The sequence below is a fragment of the Symmachiella macrocystis genome, assembly GCF_007860075.1.
In the GTDB taxonomy this organism is placed as follows: domain Bacteria; phylum Planctomycetota; class Planctomycetia; order Planctomycetales; family Planctomycetaceae; genus Symmachiella; species Symmachiella macrocystis.
Window position 1 is genome coordinate 1,320,498 of record NZ_SJPP01000002.1, and the last position, 24,766, is coordinate 1,345,263.

Sequence of the window (24,766 nt, forward strand, 5' to 3'; positions counted from 1 at the left end):
TCGTCCTGACCTATTGATTGGGACTGGGTGCCACTCGCTTTGCCAGTATTTTGTAAGCAGCACACTCATCTCAAGTTGCACTGGCAGAGCCAGTGGCACCCACGTATGAAAATCTGGTAATCCGGCGTTAGGACGTGGCGGGCTTCAGGCCGTTCTCAAGGTGTTTGAGGGATTCGGGAGTGGAGTCTCCGCCGTATCGAGCGTCGGCATAACAGCGGTACCACAGGGCAGCGGCTTCTAGGTTCTGGTCAGTGGCGTTGCGTGCGACGCGGTCGGCGAATTGGTGCAACGTTTCACCGGCGCTGCGCTGCAGTTTGTGTTTGCGCATGCGAGCATCCATTTTTTTGAGCAACCGTTGGAGTTCGTCAACGCGCGGGTCGGGGATTTTCCGACGGCGACTGGTCGGGGTTCGTCGGCGATAGCTGCGATATAAGACATAGACGAACAGACTGAGCAAGGTCACCAGAAACGCCCGCGATTGAAATAATGCACGGAGGGCGATGCGGATATAACCTTGTTGAAGCTGAATTCGCAGCGACAGAAAACCTTCGCGGAGATAATCAAGAAATTGTTTGGGCAGCGGTGCCGGGTTGGTTTCGGGAGTGCCGTCTGGGGGCGTGGCTTCGACGATCACCCATCCCTGTTGATCGTCGTAGGCTTCGACCCAGGCATGTGCGTGCCGGTTGCGGGCGACCCAAAACCCGCCCACGACATTTTTTTCAGAAACCACGAATCCGGTCACATACCGGCAGGGAACTCCCAGGTATCGCAACAAAATGGCGGTGCCTGAAGCAAAGTATTCACAATGGGCGTCCGGCTTTTCCAATAAGAAATAGCTGAGCGGTTCAGCGCCAGTCGGTATGGTGATCCCCACGTGGTATTTGTAGTTGGTCAAAAAATGGGATTTGACGGCGGCGATTTTCTCTGCTGCGGAATGAGATTCTCCGCCGATTTGCTCAGCTAACCTGCCGACCTGCGGATCTAATCGATCAGGAATGCGTGTGAGGCGTTCTCGATCGGACGGTGAAAGCTCGATCAGAGGTTTTTGCTGTTGAGTCGCCACATGAAAGGGAATGCCCTGTAGCAAATCCGGCGCATGGAACACATCGTCGGCATTTCGGGAGAGTTGAGAAATGGGGGCCTGCAAGAGAGCCGTGCCCAACGGCGAAAAGACGGCCGGCGTCTGAGACGCTGCGGGCCAGACCTCGAATTGCATCCATTTCCCCGATCCCGCTTTGGAAATCAAAAACGACTCATATTCTCCGGGCGGCGTTGAAATGCCCGAAGGCAGCGACGCAGCGCGCGGCACGTCGCTGTCTCCGCGGTTTGCTACCCATGAAGGGTTGCGATAATGATCAAAAGCCGCGCCGCGGAAATAACCGGGAGACTCCTCCGCATAGACCCTGAGTGCAATTCGTGCTTCATTATTCGACTTCGTCGCTGCGATGCTTCCCAGATGAGAATTCCCTGAAAAGCCAGCCGTTGTCGGGGGATCATCCGGAATTAGGTATCGCGATATCAGATCATCGAATTCACGTTCGTGCTGCCGCAATGCCGCCGACGCTCCCCATCCCGCACCAAGCGCCAGTCCCAATGTCAAAAACATCGATACCAGTCGACTCCACCGACGTGTGTCGAGTTGCTGGGCGCGAAAGTGACGACTTGAGGAAACAAACAACGTGGCTAACGCTAGAAATACAAGAACCGCAGCTTGGAAATAGGGCATCTGCCTGTAGTCGGGCTGGACATCCCCGAGAAATACCAGCGTAGCGATTCCCCAGGCGGGCATGCTCAATGGCAGTCGATCATCTTCACGGCGAATATAGAATTGCGCAGTTTGCACCACGATAAAAAACTGTCCGATCGCATATGCCAGCGGAGTCCGAATGAACGATTGCGCGGGAGTGAAGTCGTGCGGCGCGATGAAATTCTTGGCGACAAATAAATGGAACAGGCCCACTGTGATCCAAAACCCCAGTCGGCGGTTGATGGAGATCCGCTGCTTCACGAACAGTCCGGAAAACGCAATCAATGCAATGCAGACAGGGAACACGTACGTCCCAGAAAAATAGCCCAGTACGGTCACTTGGACCGCGATGCTCAGAAATCCAAAGAGGCGTTGGGCGCTCACAGTATTTCCAAGCCTCCATTTTGGATTTGCTGCACTGAGTATTGCGAAACATCACCTTCCGCGGCATGCAAAGGAACGGTGGTTTCGCCATCGCGGGCGATCATGACTTTTAGGCTGCTTCCCGCTTCGACGATTTGGCGGGCCAGCTGCTGTCGCGACGCGTCCCAATCGAGGAACACGCAAATCGTGGCGGAAATATTTCCCAGTTCCTCCGACACAGCGGGGGAGATCGTATCGAACGGGTTGCTGCGACAGGCATCGACGCACGCTAGAATTTCCAGCACGTTGTCAAAGTGCGCTGTATGACGTCCGGCGCGAAACACATACAGTTCCGGTCCCGCGGCGAAAATATCGATAATGTATTCTCCATGCGACAATGCGCCGGCGACGGAGGCGGCCAGACTCACGGCGGCTTCGAGCTGCAAAAATCCTTCGCGGGTCGGCTTACGTCCGGCGGGAATGTAGGTATCGAAGATCAGCGCAATGCGACAGTAGTATTCTTCGTGGAATTCGCGAACGACCGGTTTGCCCAACCGCGCCCAGGAGCGAAAATCGAGTCGCCGAATCGGTTCGCCCGAGACGTATTCGCGATTGCCAATATATTCGGGGGATTCGCCGATGTTGGATGTCAGCGCGATACCGCCGGGTTGATAACGATGCCCCACCGGAACATCAATCCCAGCCACCGGGTGATAGCTGGGTAGGACCAACAAGGAGGAGAGCGGTTTGCGTGCTTTGCCGCTGCGAAAAATCCCAAAGGGAAACAGCGTGTAAGCACGGATATCGGGTAACTCGTAAAACCCGCGGCGAAAAGCGTGCAAGGTGACCGGTAACGTGGCGGTCTCCTTGCTGGGCAGCGTAGACAGCGGGATATCGCGCTGGGTTTGACGCAGGGACTGCGGCAAATGAAAGACCCCCAGTGCGACGTCATAAATTGACCAGCGGGAGCGATTGGTCACTTGGAACTGACCGGTGACAGGATTTCCAGCAGTCGTTTTTTCAGGAAACCGGCCTTGGATCGTCACGCGTGGGCTCATGATAATGCCGCAAAGCCACGCTGCAGCCAACAGGCCGACGAGGCCACAAAAGACTTGGTAGATCGGGACCATGACGGAGATCGATCCCATGCCGGCAAGCACCGAAACATACAGCAAGTACCGCGCGGATTGCGTGACCTTGAACCGCCAAGCATCAAACACCCACCCCGGCACGATCAATGGGTCTTTCATGTAGGAACTCGCACATGTTTGAGGATCTCGGCAACGATTTCCTTTTTGTTATCACTGCCGTATTTTGCTTTGGAGGTCAATATCAAGCGATGCGGCAGGACATGCAGGGCGAGTTTTTGCACGTCGTCGGGCAAGACGTAATCGCGCCCCGCGGCAAACGCAGCTGCTTGCGACGCGCGAAACAACATCAACGATCCACGAGGACTGACGCCCAGTTTTAACCGACTGTCGTTGCGCGATTGTTGAATCAGATCCACGATATAACGTGCGACCGATTCGTCGACGCGAATCTGTTTGACCGCCGCCTGCAGTTGCAGGACGTCTTCGTGTGACAGGACCGATTCCAAATTTTCGAGCGGATGCCGTTCCGCTTGCGAGAACAAGATATCGACTTCGGTCTGTGCATCGGGATATCCCAGATCAAGTTGCACGAGAAACCGGTCCAGCTGCGCCTCGGGAAGTGGATAGGTGCCGTGATAGTCGACGGGGTTTTGTGTGGCCAGGACAATAAACGGCGCCGGCAAATCGTGCTGCATCCCTTCGATGGTGGCCTGCGATTCGCTCATCGCCTCCAACAAGGCCGATTGCGTTCGCGGCGACGCGCGGTTGATTTCATCGGCCAACAGCACGTTACAAAAGACCGGACCTTTTCGAAACGTAAACGTACCATCGACGGGGTTATAGATTGATGAGCCGAGAATATCGTTGGGCAGCAGGTCGGGTGTGAATTGCACACGTTGAAACTCAACGTCGATCGATTTAGCAAGCGCCTTGGCCAGCGTGGTTTTCCCCACGCCCGGCACATCCTCCATGAGCACCGAACCGCCACTGAGCAGGGCGATCACCAAGATGTCCAGGACTTCGCTTTTGCCCTGAATGACGGTGGCCAGATTTTGATGCAGGGACTGGACCTTGGCGGACAAATCCGAACTCGTTTCCGTACTCATGCATTACCTCAACAGCAGGTGCAGTGGATTGAACGATCCGGACAACGTAGCACAATTTGTACCTGATTGGCTGGTTAGCCCCCCGATACGGGCGAAAGGATTGTTACGACATCACGATCACGCAGAGAGACGGGGAGACTCCATGCCACTTGATCATCGCCGACAAACAACAGGATGGAAGGATGCAAATTGTCTTCGCCATCAAGAATCAGCTCCTCTAGCCCGCCCCCATGCGTGTGCGCCACTTGGCGGACGACATCCTGCGCGGTCGAGTTTTCTGCAACGTCCAAGCTTTCCGACGCAATACCAGCCGCCTTTTTCACTTGAGCCGCATATTCTACGGTGACATTCACGATTCAGACTCCGAAATCGATTGCCGGGAGATGGGACTGCGCGATGTGTCGTCTGCGGAAGAAGGCATAACCGGAATCGAAATGTCGGTCGCAGCTTTCGTCGTATCCAAAACTCGGCCGGCTTGAAGTTTCAGAACATTGTCCGCCAAACGCTGTGCCTCGCCTGAATGGTGCGTGACGTGCAACGTCGTCACGCCGGCGCGGGCTTTGACCGATTCCAATACTTTATACATCTCTTTACGGGTCGATTCGTCCAACGCACTGAGCGGTTCGTCCAGACAAAGCACTGTGGGGTGAAACGCCAAGGCCCGCCCCAGTGACACACGCTGCGCTTCGCCGCCGCTCAGACCGTGCGGCATCCGGTTTAAAAGATGCTCCAACCCCAACATCTGTGCCAATTCATCAACCCGCTCGTTGATGGCCGCTTTTTTCCAATTCCGAATTCGCAAGGCGAACGCCAGGTTGTCACGGACCGACATCGACATAAACAAAGCGGCATCCTGGGGAACATATCCCACGCCGCGGCTTCCTGGTTTGAGTCCGGTCACGTCTCGGCCACCCAAGTCGATCCGTCCGCTGCGGATGGATCGTAAACCACAGATGGCTTCGAGGATCGTCGATTTACCGGAGCCGGTTTTTCCCATGAGCACGGCGTAGTGTCCCGTCGGCACTTCGAAACTGATGTTCTCGAGCGTGAAATCGCCTTGTCGAATTGAGAGGTCGTTTATTTTGATCACAATCAGCTATTGATCTATTACGTGAAACACCGGGAATTGTTTGCGCAGTTTTCAGGATCTGAAAAACTCGGTAGGGCCGTTGAAGGGCACAACGGTTGTTCTCAACATGGAACGGGGTGGAGATCGAGGACTCAGTCCTCCTTGCCATCTATGATGGGGGAAATCGCGGCGGGACGCAATTGGCACCTGCCGGCGCGAGGTCAAATCGTGATATTTTTTGACCCCCACACGCGGGCAATGATCAGCACAATGATGGCGGCGAAAACCATAATCAGCGACACCGCAACAGCGCCTTCGAGATTAGCAATGCTAAATTCAAAATAGACGGTTGTGGAGAGGACCTCCGTTTTGTTGCGGGTCGCACCGGCGAAAATTAACAGCGGTCCGAATTCTCCCATCGCACGTGCCCATGCCAAAGTTCCCGCAGTCAGCATGCCTTGCCGAGCCTGCGGCAGCACAACCATGCCGAATGCTTGCGCCCGCGTACAGCCAAGCGTGAGGGCGATGTCTTCCAACCGGGTGTCGATTTGATCGAACGTGGCCCGCATCGTTCGCACGGCAAAAGCGGCGGCGACCATGAATTGCGCGAGGATCACAGCGGGGATTTCAAAGACAACCCATTCGGAAATCGAACTGAATGGAGCAAACTGAAACAGGATCAACAGACTCAACCCCACCACAAGCGGCGGAAGTACGATGGGGATGTCCAGCAGCGCATCGAGCAGGTTGCGGCCGGGAAAGCGAAAATGCGATAACAAATAGCCGATCGGCACCGCCACGATTAACGACAACAAGGCCGTGAATAAACACGAGACGAGTGTGAGCTTAATGGAATATTGAATCGGCGGTTGCCGCAACACTTCGAGAATCGGCAACACGGGGCGTAACACGGGACGCCATGGTTCCAGAGTGGGACTCAACTCGACCGCATCAGCCGAATCGGAGTTCACCATATAACTAACATCCGCCAACAATAAGCCGAGCAACAACAACACATAGACACCACCGATCACCCCCAGCATCGCAAAAAAGGGGGCATCAGAACCTACGCGGTGTTCGTCGACAATGACCGGCGTAGCCGGTGGTGGAGTGGTGGAACTCATTGTGGGGGTGATATCTTAGCGGGTGGGTCAAGAAAGTCAGTCCCTTGTGATCCCGGCAATTGTTCGGCTCCCTCGATGCCGATTACGTCATCCAACCGCCAATGAAACCCCGCCTCTTCGAATTGGTCTTTGGATCGGGAGATCGCTGTGTATAAGCGGCGGGATAGATATTTTTGATCGCTGGAACGAGCGATACTAAAGGGCTGCACCGCCTTGCCGGCAGGCGATTCGATACGCACGACATCGATTTTATCCCCTTCGGCTAAGGTATCGGTCGCGTAGGCCAAAGTGGCATCCAGCGAACCGGTGGCGACCGTGGGGACTAACAATGCGGAGGTGGTGGTCTGCGTGACCACGTTGTCCATCACCCCATCGTACACGCCTTCTTTTTCTAACAGCTGCTTGGTCAAGACGCCGATGGTGCATTGCCTGGGTTGCCCCACGGAGACTCGCATGCCGGGCTTAGTTAAGTCTTGCAGACTGGCAATATTCTTGGGATTGCCCTTTTGGACAGCAATGACCACCTCCGTGTCGGAAACATTGACAGCGTCTTGAAACATCTCTTTGACCGTGTCGAGATAATACACATCACACGCCATATACGTGTCGGGAAATCCTTTACCTTGATCTTGATCGACAATCGTTCGCATCTGACCGGTTAAAATCCCGCACCCGTTGTACACCGTATTCACCACGACCCCTTCGCGTTTTTGAAACGCTTCGAGGACTGGTTCGACGGCGCGGCGATTGACCGATCCACAATAGAACGTCAACTCGGGACGATCAGACCAAACATCCCCGTCAACGACCTCCCAGCCTCCCTGGGAGAAGACGGGCAGTCCTTTTTCCCGCGCTGCCACATACCGCGCAAAATGCAAAGCAGCGGTCGGTTGCTTCGAACTGGTGAGCACACCCAAGGTGACTTCAGAGATCCCGGGATCGAGTTCGGGAACAGCAATATAATCCAATCCGGGGATTATTTTGGCAGTGGTATCCCAAATAATCCCTGCATCAATGGCGCCCACTTTAACCGCATTGGCGACAGCTGGAACTGTTGGCTCAAACACGCCGGTCTCGGTCACGTGCGCCGATAGTTTTTCCCAGTCGCCCGAATCAACCAACAGCTTCTTGGTCATTTTCCCAACCGCTGCCTGCTCGGGATTTCCGAGTGCAGTTTTTACGCCGTCGCGAAAGAGGTCGTCGAGACTTTGGATGTTTTTGGGGTTTCCCTGAGCAACAGCAATGACCGGCCGCATGGTTGCCAACGGCAACATCTCTTGGACAAGCCCTGAGTCTTGCGCTTGATTGATGTAAAAATCATCAGCGGCAAGGTACAGGTCTCCCTTTTGATGCGCTGTGATCGTGCTGAGTAATGTGTTCGAACCATCGTAGGTGACACGGACAGGGACGCCGAATTCATGTTCGTAGTCAGCGGCGATTTTTTCAATCGGCACGCGCATGCCGGCTGCGCAATACATAAACAACTCATCACCGCTCTTCGTCTGAACAGCTCCCATGTCGACCAACACCCAGCCCAATCCCAGCAGGACAAGCAACACGATGACGGCAAATAGATATAAGCTATTTACCGCACCGGGCCGGCTCGTTAGGACAAATTCCGTATCGCGACGCATGGGAGACCTCGGAAGCATTAGCAAGTGGTGTGAGACTCGGGGATGGCCAACTGTTTTTATCGTGACCCTTCAAGCCAGGATCATGACAGCGCCCGTGCTTGGAGTATACTTGTTTCCGAATTGGTGGGAAACCGTCTGTGGAGAATGTCCATACATCCGGCAAAATCGATTCCGCTAAATGCCAGCATAGGCAATCACCAGCAACGATTCAACGGCATCGATTCTCGTCAGCATCACCGCTAGCAACCAGTTTACTACCGGGTCAATTCCCGCGGCGTAGGATGAGGCTCATGCCCCGCTGCGCGTTGGTTTTTTCCCGGATGCCCCTCATCACCAAGGTCTTTGCGCGCGGCCTCCGCAAATCTTTGCAGTTTCTTAACAATGCCGGGGTGCTTATCAGCGAGATCCGTGGTTTCACCAAGGTCGGCAACGACATCGTATAGGGCAAACGTGCGCGGTTGCTTTTTACCACGGGGCTTGGGCAGCGCCAGATGCAGCTTCCACTTCCCGCTACGAACTGCTTGAAGTTGCCCTCGTTGATAGTAGTAGAACGCCTCGTGCGGAGATTTCGCGTCGTCGTCGCCAACCAATATGGGTGTGATGTCTTTGCCGTCGATGATGCGATTTTCTGGAGCGAAACTTCCGGAGAGTTTCGCAAATGTCGGCAGTAGGTCCATGGTCGTGCAAAGTTCATCGCTGACTGCCCCAGCAGGTACCGTACCCGGTTGGCGGACAAGACACGGAACGCGCATGCCCCCTTCCTGGGTCGTGTACCCCCACCCTCCCAACGGTTGATTGCTGCCTTGCGGCGGATTGCGTCGTGGCGCGCCGTTGTCGGAAGTCCAGATGACCATGGTCCGCTCATCGAGACCAAGTTCTTTGAGCGTTTCGAGGATTTCACCGGTCGACCAATCGATCTCTTCCACTGAATCACCATAGGCACCATTCGCCGATTTCCCAGAAAAGGCTTCGCTAGCAAATGGTTCCCGCGTGCTCCCCGGCATGGCGTGCGGCAAGTAGAGAAAGAAAGGACGGTCTCGGTTTTGTTCAATAAACTCTACTGCCGCTTCGGTATACCGTTTGGTGAGCGTATTGCGATCGACAGGAGCTTCGATCACTTTCTCCCCCTCCATCAACGGCAATGGCGGCCAGGGTTGGCCGGGACGCTGCGTCATGTCATCGCTATAGGGAATGCCAAAGTAGCGATCAAAGCCTTGCCGCGTGGGCAAAAACTGCGGCTGATCCCCCAAATGCCATTTGCCGATACAAGCCGTAGCATAGCCTTGTTGTTTAAGGACTTCGGCAATGGTGATTTCATCGGGATGCAGTCCGCGCTGACCGACAGGCCGCAAGACGATTCCGCCTTTTGCACTTTCGTGAAGATTGACGCGCCGCGGATAACAACCGGTCATTAGACTCGCGCGTGATGGGGTACAGACTCCGCTCGATACATAGAAACTGGTGAGCTTCAAACCCTCGGCCGCCATGCGATCGATATTGGGAGTGCGATGCTGGGTTGAGCCGAAACAACCGATGTCGCCATAACCCAAATTGTCGCAATAGATGACGATGAAATTCGGTTTGTCCGCCGCATGAGTTACTGCGGAATTGCCAGCGAAAAACAACAGGACTGCAAACAGAGCCGCCGTCCCTCGAATTAGATAGGCCTGAGACATTGGTCATGGTTCCCATTGCTGGTCGCTGTGAACGACGGCGGAGCCGACAGTTGGGTGCGAGGTTATGGTTTTATGTGTGCGGCGATTTCGCTGAGCAATTCTTTTAAGGCCGGCTTGGCGACCTGGGCGGCGCTGTCGAAGCGAATTTTGATCAGTTCTTGTCCGTTGGAGTGCAGGCCGATTTCGCGTTCGCGGCCGAGGCCGGCAATCTTGCCTAGGGCAAACTGCCCACGCCCAACGAACAAAGACAGGTCGATCCCGCCGCGTCGTTTGGTGTGCACCGAGGCGCGGACCGTTTTGCTGCCTGCCGGCTTGAAATAGACGACTTGCTTATTCCCCCAATCAACCTCGGCGCGAGGCAGTGAGCATTCGAGCAAAGTTGTCAACTCGTCCAGGACGTCGGCAGCCCACTTCACCCGTTTTCCACTAGGAAACCCTTTACGGGAAAGATGCCATTTCTTTCCGAGCACTTTCCAAGGGGTGAGGTCATTGATGTTGGTTTGCTTAGCGGTGACTTTCTCGCCGTAGGCTGTTGCCGCTGTATCGAGGAATTCACGAAACTCCGGTGTGACGACTTCGCGCAACCAATGAATGGAGATTTTGACTTCTTGCCAAGGGCCTTTGAGATTTTTGACTCGCACTCGCTCCGATCGGCCGTAGACCGGTAACTCGTCGAGGTCATCGAGCGATTCCAGCGCTAACTGTTCTCGCAATTCGTCTCGCGAGAAGGTGTTTTTGGGCACACGAAACGTCAGCGACAGTAGCCATTCATCCCCAGTCAGTGCATGGAAAAACCAACCATGCCCGTTTTGTGGCCCGGCAATTTCCACGGTGCTTCGCGAATTCCAATTGACCGGTTTCATTCCCGGGCGGCCTTCGAGTTGATCGACGATGTACTCCAACGCGGCGCCGTCCCAACGGCACGCTGCTCCGGAGTGACTGATGCGGTCCCGCGTATGCCAACCGCGGCCATCCTTTTTCCACGGCATTTGGGCGTTGCGGCCAATTTGGGCAATATCAAGATCCCCGGCCCGTTTTTTCGCCGCCTCACGGGCATTGAAGACTTCGCGTTCACTCCGCTTGCCGGCGGCCAAAATCGGCGATAATAGCTCACCGGTAAAAGAGGGCGGCCGGTTCGAACGTTTTTTGGCCATCGCATACTTCACCACCGTCTCGGGAGTCCCCTCGGTGACGATCTGTCCCCCTTCACCCCCTGCTTCGGGGCCCATATCGACGATCCAGTCAGCCGTTTTGATCACGTCGAGATTGTGTTCGATGATCACCACCGTATTGCCCGCCTCGACTAGACTGTCCAACACGCGGAGCAATTTGCGGATATCGTCGAAGTGCAGACCGGTTGTCGGCTCGTCCAGAATGTAGAGCGTCTTGCCGGTTTGCGGACGCGCCAACTCCGCCGCCAACTTCACCCGCTGTGCTTCGCCTCCTGATAGCGTCGGCGCAGATTGGCCAAGCGTCAAGTAGTCCAATCCAATGGCGGACAGCGTGGCCAGATAGCGGCGAATCTTGGGGATGTTTTCGAACAACTCCGCTGCTTCTCCAATGGGCATTTCCAGCACATCGGCGATCGACTTGCCACGGTATTTGACGGCCAGCGTCTCTTCGTTGAAGCGTCGTCCGTTACAATCATCACAGCGGACCCAGACGTCGGGCAAAAAATGCATTTCGATGCACAGTTCGCCGTTCCCCTCACACGCATCACAACGGCCGCCCGGTTTATTAAAACTGAAGCGTCCCGGCCGGTACCCGCGCACCTTGGCATCGGGCAAACGACAGTACAGTTCACGGATGTGATCAAACACACCGGTATACGTTGCAGGGTTCGACTTGGGCGTGCTGCCCAGTGGTTGTTGATCGACGGTGATCACCTTATTGATTTGATCAATGCCAACAATCTTGTCATGCGCGCCGGGAATTCCCCCGCCATGATGCAGACGCCGTGACAGAGCCACGGCCAACGTGTCTTCGATCAATGAACTTTTACCCGAGCCTGAGACACCGGTGACGCAAGTCAGTGTCCCCAGCGGAATCCGCAGATCGACGTCGCGAAGATTGTGATGCCGCGCGCCACGAATTTCTAACCAACCACCGCCCGGTGGCACGGTCTCACCATTTTGCATACGTCGCGTGGTGGGAATCGGGATTTCTTCGCGGCCCGAGAGGTATTGACCGGTGAGCGAGGATTTTTTCGCGGCGAGTTGTTTGGGAGTCCCCTGCCCCACGACCGTTCCACCGAGCCGCCCGGCGCCCGGTCCAAAGTCGTACAACCGGTCGGCGGCGGTGATCACTTCGCGGTCGTGCTCGACGAGAATCAACGTGTTGTTCAATTCCCGCAGTTTTTTCAGCGCCGCCAATAACCGTCCATTGTCGCGAGCATGCAGACCGATGGTCGGCTCATCCAGCACATACAACACACCTGTCAAGGCGCGTCCCACCTGTCCGGCGAGTCGAATCCGCTGCGTTTCCCCGCCCGACAGCGTCGGCATGGGGCGATCCAACGAGAGATAGTGCAGCCCCACGTCGACCAAAAACGATAACCGGCCCTGCACTTCATTGACCAAATCGCCGGCGATACGTTTTTCCGCTCGGTTGAGTTTCCAGTTTTTGAATAAATCCAGACTGTCCCGTAGCGGCATGGCGCAGACTTGTTGCAATGTTTTATCGAGCAACCGCACCGCCGCCGCATCGGGTCTGAGTCGGCTGCCGTGACAAATCGAACAATGCGTTTCACCGATCATGTCGCGCAAACGCTGCCGGTAGACGAACGAGACCCGCGTCGATTCCTCGACTGCTGGATAAAGCCCTTTATATTGGATTTTAACGCCCGATTTGTCATCCAGCGCGATCCAGCGTTCGCCACTGCCATAGAGGACCAACCGTTGGTGCTGCGGCGCGAGTTCCTGAAACGGCACATCCAACGGCAAACCGAATTCGCGTCCCAGAGCCGCGAGAATCTTTTGGAACTGTTTGTTGGTTTTGACCTCAGGCCAAACGGCGATAGCGCCGTCGTTGATGCTCCGTTTGGGATCGGCAATCAACGCAGCGAGATTGGTCCCTTGTTGCGTCCCCAGTCCCTCACAGGCGTCGCACCAGCCTAACGAACTATTGAAAGAAAAACTGTGCGGCGTGAGTTGTTCGAAACTGGTGCCGCAACTTTCGCAGGCGGAATGTAGATTGAAGCGATCAACGCGCCACTGTGGTTCAGGGCGGTCCTCGTCGCACACCGCGACCAACAACGAACCGCGCCCCAATTCCAATCCTGACTCAACCGAATCAGCGATGCGTGAACGGGTACGGCGATTGACGGTCAAACGATCGACAACGATTTCAACCTGCAATTTGCGGCGGCGGTCCCACTCGGGCATGTCGTCCAAGCGATAGGTTGTGCCGTCGACGCGTACGCGGAGAAAACCTTGACTTTGTAGTCGGTCCCACAGTTTCTCAAACGATTCCCCAACACGGACCTCTCGCGGCGCGAGCACCAAGATCTTGGCACCCGGTTCATGGGCGAGAATTTTCTCGATGACCTCGTCGGTGGTTTGTCCGGCGACCGGAATTTCGCAGTCGGGGCAATAGGGCTGTCCGAGCCGCGCATACAAAATCCGCAGGTAGTCATAGATTTCGGTCACCGTACCGACCGTGGAACGGGGGGTATGCCCGGTCGAGCGTTGTTCGATGGCAATCGCCGGCGGCAATCCGCTGAGGTGTTCGATTTTGGGTTTGGGCATCTGCCCCAAAAACTGCCGTGCATAGGCGGAGAGTGATTCGACGTACCGTCGTTGTCCTTCGGCATATAACGTGTCCATCGCCAACGATGTTTTCCCGCTGCCACTGGGACCGCAAAAGACGCTCATGCGATTGCGAGGGACTTTCAGATCCACGGACCGCAGGTTGTGTTGCGCCGCTCCGCTGACAATGATCTCACGGTGTTGTTTTTTACGAGCAGCCAGAGAACCGTTGCGGCCCGCTTTTTTGGTCCGTTTACGTTTCGGCTTGGGATTCAAAACTTCGTCGAGTGCTTTGCCGGTGTAGGATTTTTTGCAGGCGGCGATCGTTTCGGGTGTCCCCTCGGCTACGATGGTTCCGCCCCCCTCCCCTCCTTCCGGTCCCAGGTCAATCACCCAGTCGGCTGTCTTGATGACGTCGAGATTGTGTTCGACGACCAGCACGGTATTGCCCGCTTCGACGAACCCGTGCAGGACCTCCAACAATTTTTCGACATCGGCGAAGTGCAGCCCGGTCGTTGGTTCATCAAGAAGGTAGATCGTACGGCCCGTTGAACGTTTGCCCAATTCGCGGGCCAATTTGATGCGTTGTGCCTCGCCACCGGAAAGCGTGGGCGATGGTTGTCCCAGCTTCAGATAGTCGAGTCCAACATCGTGCAGCGTTTGTAACAGGGTGACGATCTTGGGAACATTTTGGAAATGCTCCAGCGCCTGTTGGACATCCATGTCGAGCACTTCGGCGATGTTGGCTCCCTTAAAACGAACCTCCAACGTTTCGTGGTTAAATCGGCGGCCTTCGCAGACCGGGCAGGTCACCCAGACGTCGGCCAGAAAATCCATTTCCAGTTTGTTCGATCCATACCCTTCACATGCTTCGCATCGCCCAGCGGCGACGTTAAAGCTGAAACGTCCCGGTTTGTAGCCGCGGACTTTGGATTCGGGGAGTTTAGTATACAGGTCGCGGATATGGTCGAGTAATTTGACGTAGGTTGCCGGATTGCTGCGCGGGGTGCGGCCGATGGGGGACTGGTCGATGTCGATCGCTTTGTCGAGATGTTGCAGCCCATTGATCCGCGCATGCCGCCCCGGTTTGCCGTTTCCCTTATTGACTTGCTTATTGAGCGTCTGCCAGAGGATGTCGTTGACGAGCGAACTCTTCCCCGAACCACTCACGCCGGTAACGCAAACGAATGCTCCCAGCGGGAACGACACGTCGACTTTTTTCAAGTTGTTGTGCTGAGCGGCGACGATTTTTAGTTTCGCGCGGCCCGGCTTGCGGCGCTGCTGCGGAATTTCAATCCGACGTTTGCCGGAGATGTATTGTCCCGTCAAGCTGCGCGAGGCCTTTTGAATCTGCGACAGCGTACCTTCCGCTACGATTTCGCCACCGCGCACGCCCGGCCCGGGACCGAAATCGACAATGTGGTCGGCAGCGCGCATTGTCTCTTCATCATGCTCGACGACCACGACCGTATTGCCCTGATCGCGCAGATGCAACAGGCTATTCAACAGTTGCGTATTATCACGCGGATGCAGGCCGATTGACGGTTCGTCGAGAATATACAGCACGCCGACCAACCCGCTGCCGATTTGTCCGGCCAGGCGAATTCGTTGGCTTTCCCCACCTGAAAGAGTCGGCGCCGTCCGCTCCAGCGTGAGATAATCCAATCCGCATTGCAACAAAAACCCCAATCGCCCGCGGATCTCTTTGAGAATTTCCGTGGCAATGAACTGCCGTGCGTCGTCGAGGTCGAGTTGTTCGAAAAAATCCCCCGCTGCCGCAATGCTCAACGCACAGACATCGGATAGCGATAATTTGAGTGGCAATTTTCGTTTGCGATACGCGGACGATGCGGAGGAGATTCTCACGCTCCGCGATTGTTGATTGAGCCGCGCTCCTCGACAGGTGGGGCAACGGACGATTTCCATATACTTTTCAAGTTGCCGCCGCCGCATTGGGTTTTTGGCCTTGCGATAACTCTCCAGCAATTCAGGGATAAACCCCTCCCACACCCCGCCATGTTTCCACGTCCCACCCGATTGCCGCCAAGCAAACGTAATGTGGCGATCACCGGTGCCGTAGAGGAGTTGCTTCTGGATCGTTGCCGGGATATCACGCCAAGGCGTCTTGAGCAACGAGTCTGCAGGCAAGCCGTGTTCTTTCTCCAAGAAGGCAGCCGCTCCTCGATAAATATGCCGCTTCCACCGGCCGATCTTCCCCAACGTCCCCACCAGTTCAATCGCCCCTTTGGCGACGGAACGTTTGTCGTTGCGAATCAATTTCTCGTGGTTAAAATCATGTTTCATCCCCAAGCCGTTGCAGTCCAGACACATCCCCAGCGGGCTGTTGAAACTGAAGAGTTGTGGCGAAGGAGGTTCGTAACTGATTCCGCATTTTGTACAGGCGTAGTGCGAACTGTACAGCCGTTCGTCGGCGGCCTGTGGCGCGTTCTTTCGCGCTCGCCTTGCCGATGTCGACTCGGGAGCAGCAATCAGACTGCCGCCGGATAGCTTCAGCGCATTTTCCACGGCTTCGGCCAGTCGGCTGCGTTGTTTGGCACCGATGACCAAGCGGTCGATCACGACTTCGATCGTGTGTCGCATTTGGCGGTCGAGTTGCAGATCGTCGGTCAGGTTGACGACGTTGCCGTTCACCCGCGCGCGGAGATAGCCTTGTTTGAGCAAATCCTCAAACAGGTCGCGGTACTCCCCCTTTTGCCGATTGATCAACGGAGCCAAAATCTGCAACCGCGTCCCCTCGGGAAGTCGTGCGATGTTCTCGGCAATTTGTTCGGGCGTTTGTGCGGTGATCGGGCGATCGCATTTATGACAGTATCCCTGCCCCACCCGCGCGAACAGGACACGCAGGTAATCATAGATTTCGGTGATCGTGCCGACCGTACTGCGGGGATTGCGGCCAGTTGATTTTTGTTGGATGGAAATCGATGGAGAAAGCCCGGAAATTGCGTCGACGTCCGGCTTGGGCAATTGGCCCAGGAACTGACGCGCGTAGCTGGAAAGCGATTCGACGTACCGCCGCTGCCCTTCGGCATAGAGCGTATCGAATGCCAGGGAACTCTTGCCCGACCCGCTGACGCCGGTCATTACGACAAGTTGATTGCGGGGAATCGTAAGATTCACGTCGCGAAGATTATGCTCTCGCGCGCCGCGAACGACGATCTTAGTTTCGGACATCGAGGAATTGCGGGGGTATTATTTTCAGGGGTGGGATAAACGCGATGGGATCGCTCAACAACACTCCCATTATATAGAGGGCGTGTCGACGGCAACAACCGTCGCAAATCTCCGCCCCACCCAGCTAATTACGATACCCGCGTCGCCTGCACATTCACTCCGCTGCCAATCAGCAGATTTCGTTCATACGTCCAGCGGTAGAACCGGCCCGTTTTTTCCGGCGGCAGGACGCGCAGTTGCTCAAAACCGGCGTCGCGAAACCAACCGCTCAACTCGTCGACCGTGTGGTGATATTGGTACTGCGGGGCGTACCAATCAAACGTGTCGCAAACGCGGTTTTCCCAGTTGGGGTGATTGCTGAAGTTGGCGATCTTATTCAGCGTCTTGCCGATCACCGGCAGGCCACCCAACCAAGCGCCGCGGCGGCACCAGGGCTCGAGCTTTTCCGCGGGCATCGTGGTCGTGCGTCGGCGAAGGGAATCGTTGATCCATTCTTGCCACCACTGATTGCGGCGATACAACCAGACGGCCATTTTGCCGCCCGGTTTAACGAATTTTGCGACCGAATCAAACACCGCCCGCGTATCGGCATCGTGGTGCATGACACCGATGGAGAACACAAAATCGAACGATGCTGGCTCAAGCGGTAGTTTCTTGAGATCCGCCTGTACGAAATTGACATCGGGAAGGTGCCCACACAATTGGGCCGCCTTTTCGACAGCCGTGCTATGATCGGCGCCGATGACTTTTGCTCCAGCTTCGCCAGCGATTTTACTATACCGACCGCCACCACAACCGGCATCCAAGACGCGTAGCCCAGTTAAGTCCGCCAGCGGCATGCCGGTTTTCGCTTGAAACGTGGCGCGGTCTTCATCGTCATGGGCGACTTCGTACTTATTCCACTGCAGCCCAAAACTAGCGAGATGCTCCGAGGCGACGAAACGCGGAATGCCATCGAGGATGGGATACGCATCGCCGGATGACTCATCGACGAGCTGGGATTGCTCAGCATCTGGCCGTAGCTGCCCGCCAGACTCTGGACCGCGCAGTTGTTCATAAAAAGTCGAGTTCACGTTTTGCGATATTCCCGCACGGTTCAAAATTCGATTTCCAACAGGTCCTCGGCAACCGCCGACTCGGGAAAAATACCGCGTGCGATTTCCAAACCAACAGGATCGTTGCCATCGTTTTGCGGGTCAAAATGCGTGAGGTACAAACGACCGACCTCCGCATCCCGCGCCAACTGGGCCACAGCTGAGGTGTTACTATGTCCGGTGGTCTCACACCACTGTGACATGTCATCGGTGAAATTGCACTCGTGGATCAACACATCGACGCCGCGAATAAATTCGAGGTAATCAGGATCGACCGTCGTATCGGTCAAATAGGCCAATGACTGCTTGGGCCAATCAATCCGGTATCCTAACGAGCCGCCGGGGTGTTTGAGCGGCACGTGCGTTAAGGTCCCACCATCCGCCACGGCATACGATTGTTGAATTTCGCGGAAATCAAACTCGGGCAAAACGGGAAACAACGGCTTCGAAAACAGATGCGTTCGTACGGCATCCAAGTCCTGAGTACGCCCATGCACGCGGACCTGTTTGATTTGACCGCTCAATAGAGGAACGATGAAATAGGTCAATCCAATAATATGATCGAGATGGGCGTGCGATAGAAAGACGTCGAGTTCGTCGGTCTTGAGGCGGCTGGGAACACGAAAGAAACTGGTCCCGGCATCAAACGCAATTCCGGTGTCGGGCAGCAACACGCAAGAGGTGTGCCGCTGCTCAGTGGGATGATATCCCCCCGTCCCCAAGAATTGTAGCTTCATCTCACCGGCTCCCACTGCAGGGGTTCGCCAAATGCGTAGGGCAGGCTCCTGCCCTACAGTCTTGTCGCAATCTCTTAACGTCTTTGTAGGTCATGCTGTGCATGACGAATCGTGATAGATGGACGTTTGCCCAAGCATCGTCATGCACAGCATGACCTACGATTCTTATGTTACGGCTTCTCTTTATAATGGTTGGCTGCGGTAGACAACCTGTCCGCGATTTCCAGCTGGATCGGCGAAATAGCAGATGCGGACCGCTCCGTCGGCAAACTGAATTTCGTCTTCAAAGGGGACTCCCTTTTCCGTCAATTCCGCCACAGTCGCATCAAAGTCGTCCACGATGAACGCGAAGTGAAAAACATCGCCGAAGTCGATCGGTTGAGCGCGGGGCGGACGGCCGATGATCTCGATCGACATCCCCGCTTCATCCGCCACAAAAAACACCGGCGGTTGCTGCTCATTACGGAATACGACTTTTAGACCGAACTTTTCACAGTACCAGTCGGCTAATTCGATCGTATTTTCGGCGTAGATAGCGAAATGTTCGATGCGCATGGAGGGTTTGATCCGTTATTTGCCAATAAGATCCCCGGCGAACCGGGGGCTTTCGCGCGAAACTAGAGCGTACGTTCGCGAATCCAATCCGTATGGAACGTACCCTCTTTGTCCAGCCGTTGATAGGTGTGCGCTCCGAAATAGTCGCGTTGGGCCTGCAACAGGTTGGCCGGTAGACGTGCCAAACGATAACCATCGAAGTATGTGAGCGCGGCTGCGAAACCGGGAACGGGTAGCCCTAACTCCACTGCTGTGCCGACGACATGCCGCCAACTCGGTTGTGCTTTTTGCACGGCATTGGCGAAGAAGTCGTCCAGCAGTAGATTTTCCAAGTCAGGATTCTTATCAAAGGCCGCTTTAATATCGCCCAGGAACGTCGCCCGAATGATGCAGCCGCCCCGCCACAGCAAGGCAATATTGCCGTTGTCTAACTTCCAGCCAAATTCGTCGGCCGCCGCGTCGAGTTGTACATAGCCTTGCGCATAACTGCAGATTTTTGAGGCATACAGCGCTTGGCGGACATCTTCGATAAATTTGTCGCGATCGCCGGTGTACTTGGCATCGGGGCCGCTGAGGACTTTCGAGGCACGGACGCGGGCGTCTTTGAGTGCGGATAACGCACGGGCGTAGACCGCTTCGGTGATCAACGTTGTGGGCACGCCCAAATCGAGAGCGTGTTGGCTCATCCATTTGCCGGTTCCTTTTTGTCGGGCAGTATCCATAATTTGGTCGACCAAATACCCGCCCGTCTCCGGATCTTTCACCGTGAAGATATCACGAGTGATCTCGATCAGATAACTCTCCAACTCGCCAAGGTTCCACTGTTTGAAGACGTCATGCAATTCGTCGTTGGTTAAGCCCAGCGCATTTTTCAGAATGAAGTACGCTTCGCAGATCAGTTGCATGTCGCCGTATTCGATGCCGTTGTGCACCATTTTGACATAGTGCCCTGCACCAGCCGGACCAACCCATTCGCAACAGGGGATGTCGGCATTCGGGCCGACCTTGGCAGAGATTTTTTGGAACAACTCTTTTACGTGCGGCCATGCAGCTTCGCTACCGCCGGGCATGATACTAGGGCCTTTGAGCGCCCCTTCTTCTCCCCCCGAAACCCCCGTGCCGATGAACAACAAACCGGCATCTTCGACCTCTTGGGTGCGGCGATTGGTATCGGGGAAGTAGGTGTTCCCACCATCGATAATAATATCGCCCGGATCGAGCAAACCTTTTAGCTCATCGATCAATGCATCGACGGCTGGTCCGGCTTTGACCATCAACATCACCCGCCGCGGCGATTTGAGCGAAGCGACCAATTCCTTGAGCGAATGAAATCCGTCGATATTTTTACCGGCCGCCTCATCCGCAAGGAAATCGTCGACCTTGCTGGTTGTGCGATTAAACACCGCCACCCGATAGCCCCGGCTCTCCATATTGAGCACCAGGTTTTGTCCCATGACGGCCAAGCCGACCAATCCGATATCACATTGAGCCATTGTCTGACATACTTTCGCAAAAAGGTTTGTGAACAACTCACAAATTCAAAACATCAACGCAGTTGTTTTTACTCACCACGGAAAAAGAAAGAGGCCTTAGGCTGTGTTCCGTAGACTTTAGGTAAGCAATGTCTAGGAAAGTCCTACAGTCTACCGTCTAGAGCTTTTTTTCTCCGTGTCCTCAGTGTCTCCGTGGTGAAAATCTATCTTAACTCTTCCAAGGCGGAAGTTCCGGCAGGTAGGTGTCGAATTCGGCGATCAAGGCCGCTTCGTATTCGCCTGCGTATTGGTCGTTTAAGAATTTATCGCACGACTCATCGAGGAACCGTTGCCAACTTTGTTCTTCGGCACCGGGATTGATTGGATAAAACAGTGCGCCCACCGCTTTAGCGGCTTTCATGTCGCCCGGAGCGTCGCCGATCATCAGCACGTGGTTTTTCGCATAACCATGACCGGCCGCTTGACCGAGCGTTTCTTTTTTACTGCCCGCTTCTTGTCCGCAAATGGCAGCGACATATTTAGCAATATCGTGCTCTTCCCATTCCTTGCCGAGCGCCTTGTTAGGAGTCGCGGAACAAACAATCATATCGGCGACGCTACTTAGTTTTTCCAAGCTTTCCCGCACGTTGGGAAACGGCGGAACGTTGTGCACAATGTCGTCGACCGTTGCATTGACCGCTTGGGACCATGCCAACGCGTTGCTTAGTTCCGGTGTTGGATTTTGGGCGACCTCTGCTTCCAAAGCCGGGTTTCCCAATTTGTCTTCGCGGGCAATCCAATCGCGAACTTCCTGCAATTGCGGAATCTCGACGTTTCGGCGGATGACATCGGGCCATTCTCGCAATAAATCAACCGTCTCGATCAGTGCGGGAAAGCGGTTGATGCCGCGTCCCTTGGAATACAAATTCACAAACTCCGCCGCCTGACGTGCATATTTCGAGACAGCGGCGAGGTTGAAGTATTTGACGGTATTGGGGATGAAGCACTCTTTGTGTTTGACCTCCATCGAGTCAAACGCGCAGCCATCGGAATCGATACCGATCAAATAGTCGTGTTGCTTCTTGAAGTTGTGATCCAGCGGGTTATCCGACACTGTTTTGTTGCTCCCGGCAATTCAATATTTCGTATGTGTGATGCGATTTTGTATTTTTTTGAGCCACAGATTGAAAAGAATGTGGGGCTGTAGAAATCTGTGTTTGGTCTGTGTTCAATCTGTGGCTAAGTATTCTATTCCCGATCCGCCTGCGGGGTGTATTTCGCCAATAGCTGATCGGCGAACAGCGGTTGCAGTTGGGCCAATCGCACACGGCCGCGGTTCATGGGAATGCTGACCCAATCCTCGCCGACGAGCGGTGCGGCGTAGCGGACGAATTCGTCGGTCACGTCCATGCCATCGTCCGTGATCCACGATTCGAGGAATTCCCGCTCGCTGTTGGCGACTTCGGGAAGCGGAACTTTATCGTAGTGCACGCCATATTCGGGGACGTCATTGCGTAAAATGGTGGCCATGAATCCGCTCTCGCCCTCGGCCGCCAACCGCGCCGCCTTTTGACCGACTTTGTAGGCTTCTTCCAAGTCGACCGTTGAGGCGTAAATCATGTTGTGCCGTTGGTCGGTGCCCGGCACGTTGCAACGGGCGGAGCCTTTGACGGCCAATCCGCGGCGGTTCAACTCATTGACGAGTTTTTGCGCGACCGTGATTTCGCTGGAGCTAAATTGTGTATGGCCGAACGAATCTTTCCGCTCTCCCAAATCACCGATCTTCAACCCCTCGCTGACCACCACGATTGCGCGGCCGTCGCGGCGCAATTGGTCGTTCACTTGATCGTGGATCTGTTCGATCGAAATTTCCCGCTCCGCCAAATAAATCTGTAGCGGCAATTTCCGCTCCGGGTCGGCCAAACGGGCGGCGGCGGGGATGAATCCGATGCGGCGGCCCATGGCTTGCAGCACCAACACGGGATCGGCTGGGGAACTGCCGGCGTTTTCTTCGTTGGCGAATTGCACCATGTGCGACCAATACCGGGCCACACTCCCATAACCGGGCGTGTGGTCGATCAATTTGAATTCGCTATCCCCCACGTCGTTGTCGATCGTCTTGGGCACGCCGACCGCCACGAGGTCAATCCCCCGCTCGTGCGCCATTTGGGCGACCTTGTTGGCGGTGTCCATCGAGTCGTTGCCGCCGATGTAACAGAAATAGCCCACGTTGTGCGCTTTGAAGACATCGAGAATGCGGTCGAAGTCTTCGTTTTGGTGGTCCCGGAGTTTGTAACGGCAGGTGCCGATCGAACCGGCGGCCGGTGTGATCCGCAGTCGGGCGATTTCGTCGGGGCTTTGCGACGATAAATCGAGCAATTCTTCCTTGAGCACCCCCTCGATGCCATGCCAACCGCCGTAGATCGTACCGATGCCGCCAAAATCGCGGCTGGCTTCGACTAGGCCACGCAGGCTGTTATTGATGACCGGCGACGGACCGCCGGATTGAGCAACGATGAGATTCTTAGGAGCTGGGGACATCTGTTATTTGATCGTCTCAGGAATTCGATATCTAAATCAAGACCGTCTAGCGGTGCACGAGAGCCCCGATGTTCGCATTTCTGCGGCGGAGTTCAAGGGAACAGCGGTCGATTCGCCCGAAAAACGTCCAGGAAGGCCCAATTTCGGAAATAACCGAGTAAGATCCCGCCGACGGCAACTCCCAGGGATTGCCAATCGCAGCGGGCGGACCGGATTTCTTATTTTTCGGCAGATGGAGGACGAATGGTGACCTGCAATCCATTTCGCTCAATCTCGGCCCCGACCTGCTTGATGAAAGCGGCAAGATAACCGTCAATTGTCGTTTTGGTCACATGAATATCGACTTTCTGCTCCAGATCGATCCCAGCGGTGGCAAGCGCCTTCGTATCGTAGGTGAAGGTCATTTTGTACCGCTTCTGCAAATCCTTGATCAGTGCAAGAGCCGGGACACCCATGACCCGCAATGTGATGCGTTCGTTTTCCAGCGGATCGTCGGCAGCCTTGCCGGGGTGCTCTGCGATTTTGGGTTGCGGGGGATGTAAGACTCGTTCAACGGTCTCGTGCTCTTCGATCGTCCCCAACACGACAATTTTGCCTCCCTCGCTACGCTGTAGCAAACCGGGCAGCTCAGCGGTGATGAGTTCCGCCGCCTCTCGCATGGAATGTGGGCTCGGATTGTGGCCGCGCTCGAGCACCACTTTTTCGGGGATGGGGACAAATTCAATTTCCGTCGCCCCGCTTCGCCAATGAAACGTCAGGTCGAATTGGACCAGAATCAACGACAACGCTTCAGCAGCGCTGTCGGCAATGAATGTCCCTCCGCCCCAAAGATCGTGGGGAATCTGTTCGCCGCCCACGATTTTTAGTTTGTATTGCCGAGCGATGTCATTCAGAATCTCCGCCGGCTGGTCAAGATCCTGCCAATGGATCGTCTGGCGTTTGGCAAGGCGTTGTCGATGCTCTCGGGTAATCTCCCCAGCGCTAGCCAACTCTTCGGACCTGAGTGCAATCAGCGTGCGCAGCTTCTGTGCGGCAAGTTCGGGCCCGACATAAGCCGTGTTGCTGACAAAGCGTATGTCACCGCCTGCCAACGCACTGACATCGGTCACGACGTCCCGCGCCGGTTTGGGGACAGTCGAGAAGCTGACGACGGCATCGGCATCGATTCGCCGATCACGGAGAAACGCAATATGGTACTCGGTGGTCAGCCGCTCCAAGATGGTGCGAACGTCAACATTTTCCCAGCGGACCGAGATATGCTGATTCAGCGTCTGTTCAAAAGCTGCCCCCTGGACCAGTTCAGGAACCGGCCGGTCGCTGACAACGGAAAACCCCGGCTCAGCGGCTAGACAACATCCCAGCATCATCAATGAAAGACACGACACCGATGTTCTCCCTCTAAGTCGTTTCAAAACCCTCTGACGCGTCCCACTGACACTGATCTGATCGTTTCGGAAACATGCGCAACCGGGTTTTGAAACTGGTTCTAAGCCGACGGCTAAGACGGGGTTGATTCAAAGGGCCGGCCCTGCCACACTAAATCGAAGCTGGTCGTGCCGACTCCCCTCTCGGCCCATCGAATTCTAACACGAAAGTGCGTCTAGCAAAACGAGGAAGTC

16 protein-coding genes are annotated in these 24,766 nt (G+C 55.3%); all 16 read right to left on the bottom strand.

From position 1 onward, the window contains the following. Window positions 1-127: 127 nt before the first annotated feature. Window positions 128-2,131, bottom strand: a complete 2,004-nt coding sequence (locus tag CA54_RS23215) for a transglutaminase family protein (RefSeq protein ID WP_146373342.1) — start codon at window positions 2,129-2,131, stop codon at window positions 128-130. Beyond that, window positions 2,128-3,360, bottom strand: a complete 1,233-nt coding sequence (locus CA54_RS23220; protein ID WP_146373343.1) for a DUF58 domain-containing protein — start codon at window positions 3,358-3,360, stop codon at window positions 2,128-2,130. The genes CA54_RS23215 and CA54_RS23220 overlap by 4 nt, the downstream gene beginning before the upstream one ends. Then, on the bottom strand, window positions 3,357-4,307 hold the full coding sequence (locus tag CA54_RS23225) for an AAA family ATPase (protein ID WP_146373344.1): 951 nt from the start codon (window positions 4,305-4,307) through the stop codon (window positions 3,357-3,359). Before CA54_RS23225 ends, CA54_RS23220 begins: the two co-directional genes overlap by 4 nt. A 74-nt stretch (window positions 4,308-4,381) precedes the next feature. Continuing rightward, the gene (locus CA54_RS23230) at window positions 4,382-4,660 is read right to left on the bottom strand and encodes a MoaD/ThiS family protein (protein WP_197532754.1); all 279 of its coding nucleotides are present in this window, start codon (window positions 4,658-4,660) and stop codon (window positions 4,382-4,384) included. Then, complete coding sequence (locus tag CA54_RS23235; RefSeq protein WP_146373346.1) at window positions 4,657-5,397, bottom strand: ABC transporter ATP-binding protein; 741 nt, start codon at window positions 5,395-5,397, stop codon at window positions 4,657-4,659. The genes CA54_RS23230 and CA54_RS23235 overlap by 4 nt, the downstream gene beginning before the upstream one ends. A 200-nt stretch (window positions 5,398-5,597) precedes the next feature. Further along, window positions 5,598-6,500, bottom strand: coding sequence for an ABC transporter permease (locus tag CA54_RS23240; RefSeq protein ID WP_146373347.1), 903 nt, complete (start codon window positions 6,498-6,500; stop codon window positions 5,598-5,600). Continuing rightward, window positions 6,497-8,134: an extracellular solute-binding protein gene (locus tag CA54_RS23245; protein ID WP_197532755.1), complete on the bottom strand. Its 1,638-nt coding sequence runs from the start codon at window positions 8,132-8,134 to the stop codon at window positions 6,497-6,499. The genes CA54_RS23240 and CA54_RS23245 overlap by 4 nt, the downstream gene beginning before the upstream one ends. Before the next feature lie 254 nt (window positions 8,135-8,388). Next, a complete protein-coding gene (locus CA54_RS23250) occupies window positions 8,389-9,810 on the bottom strand; it encodes a sulfatase family protein (RefSeq protein WP_146373349.1) in 1,422 nt (473 codons plus the stop codon). A 62-nt stretch (window positions 9,811-9,872) separates the two neighbouring features. Continuing rightward, on the bottom strand, window positions 9,873-16,748 hold the full coding sequence (gene uvrA / locus CA54_RS23255) for an excinuclease ABC subunit UvrA (protein WP_146373350.1): 6,876 nt from the start codon (window positions 16,746-16,748) through the stop codon (window positions 9,873-9,875). Window positions 16,749-16,876: 128 nt separating this feature from the next. Continuing rightward, window positions 16,877-17,821 (bottom strand): methyltransferase domain-containing protein, encoded by a 945-nt coding sequence (locus CA54_RS23260; protein WP_146373351.1) that lies wholly within the window; start codon window positions 17,819-17,821, stop codon window positions 16,877-16,879. 23 nt (window positions 17,822-17,844) lie between these two features. Beyond that, window positions 17,845-18,579 carry an MBL fold metallo-hydrolase gene (locus CA54_RS23265; protein WP_146373352.1) on the bottom strand — a complete coding sequence of 245 codons (735 nt, stop codon included), beginning with the start codon at window positions 18,577-18,579 and terminating at the stop codon, window positions 17,845-17,847. Window positions 18,580-18,762: 183 nt separating this feature from the next. Beyond that, window positions 18,763-19,134, bottom strand: a complete 372-nt coding sequence (locus tag CA54_RS23270) for a VOC family protein (protein WP_146373353.1) — start codon at window positions 19,132-19,134, stop codon at window positions 18,763-18,765. 62 nt (window positions 19,135-19,196) lie between these two features. Further along, the gene (gnd, locus tag CA54_RS23275; protein ID WP_146373354.1) at window positions 19,197-20,627 is read right to left on the bottom strand and encodes a decarboxylating NADP(+)-dependent phosphogluconate dehydrogenase; all 1,431 of its coding nucleotides are present in this window, start codon (window positions 20,625-20,627) and stop codon (window positions 19,197-19,199) included. 208 nt (window positions 20,628-20,835) lie between these two features. Further along, on the bottom strand, window positions 20,836-21,720 hold the full coding sequence (locus CA54_RS23280; RefSeq protein ID WP_197532756.1) for an HAD family hydrolase: 885 nt from the start codon (window positions 21,718-21,720) through the stop codon (window positions 20,836-20,838). Window positions 21,721-21,854: 134 nt separating this feature from the next. Next, on the bottom strand, window positions 21,855-23,147 hold the full coding sequence (locus CA54_RS23285; RefSeq protein WP_146373355.1) for a diphosphate--fructose-6-phosphate 1-phosphotransferase: 1,293 nt from the start codon (window positions 23,145-23,147) through the stop codon (window positions 21,855-21,857). Between the two features lie 218 nt (window positions 23,148-23,365). Further along, entirely contained in the window at window positions 23,366-24,532 is a 1,167-nt protein-coding gene (locus CA54_RS23290; protein WP_146373356.1) for a hypothetical protein, read from the bottom strand. Window positions 24,533-24,766: the final 234 nt, after the last annotated feature.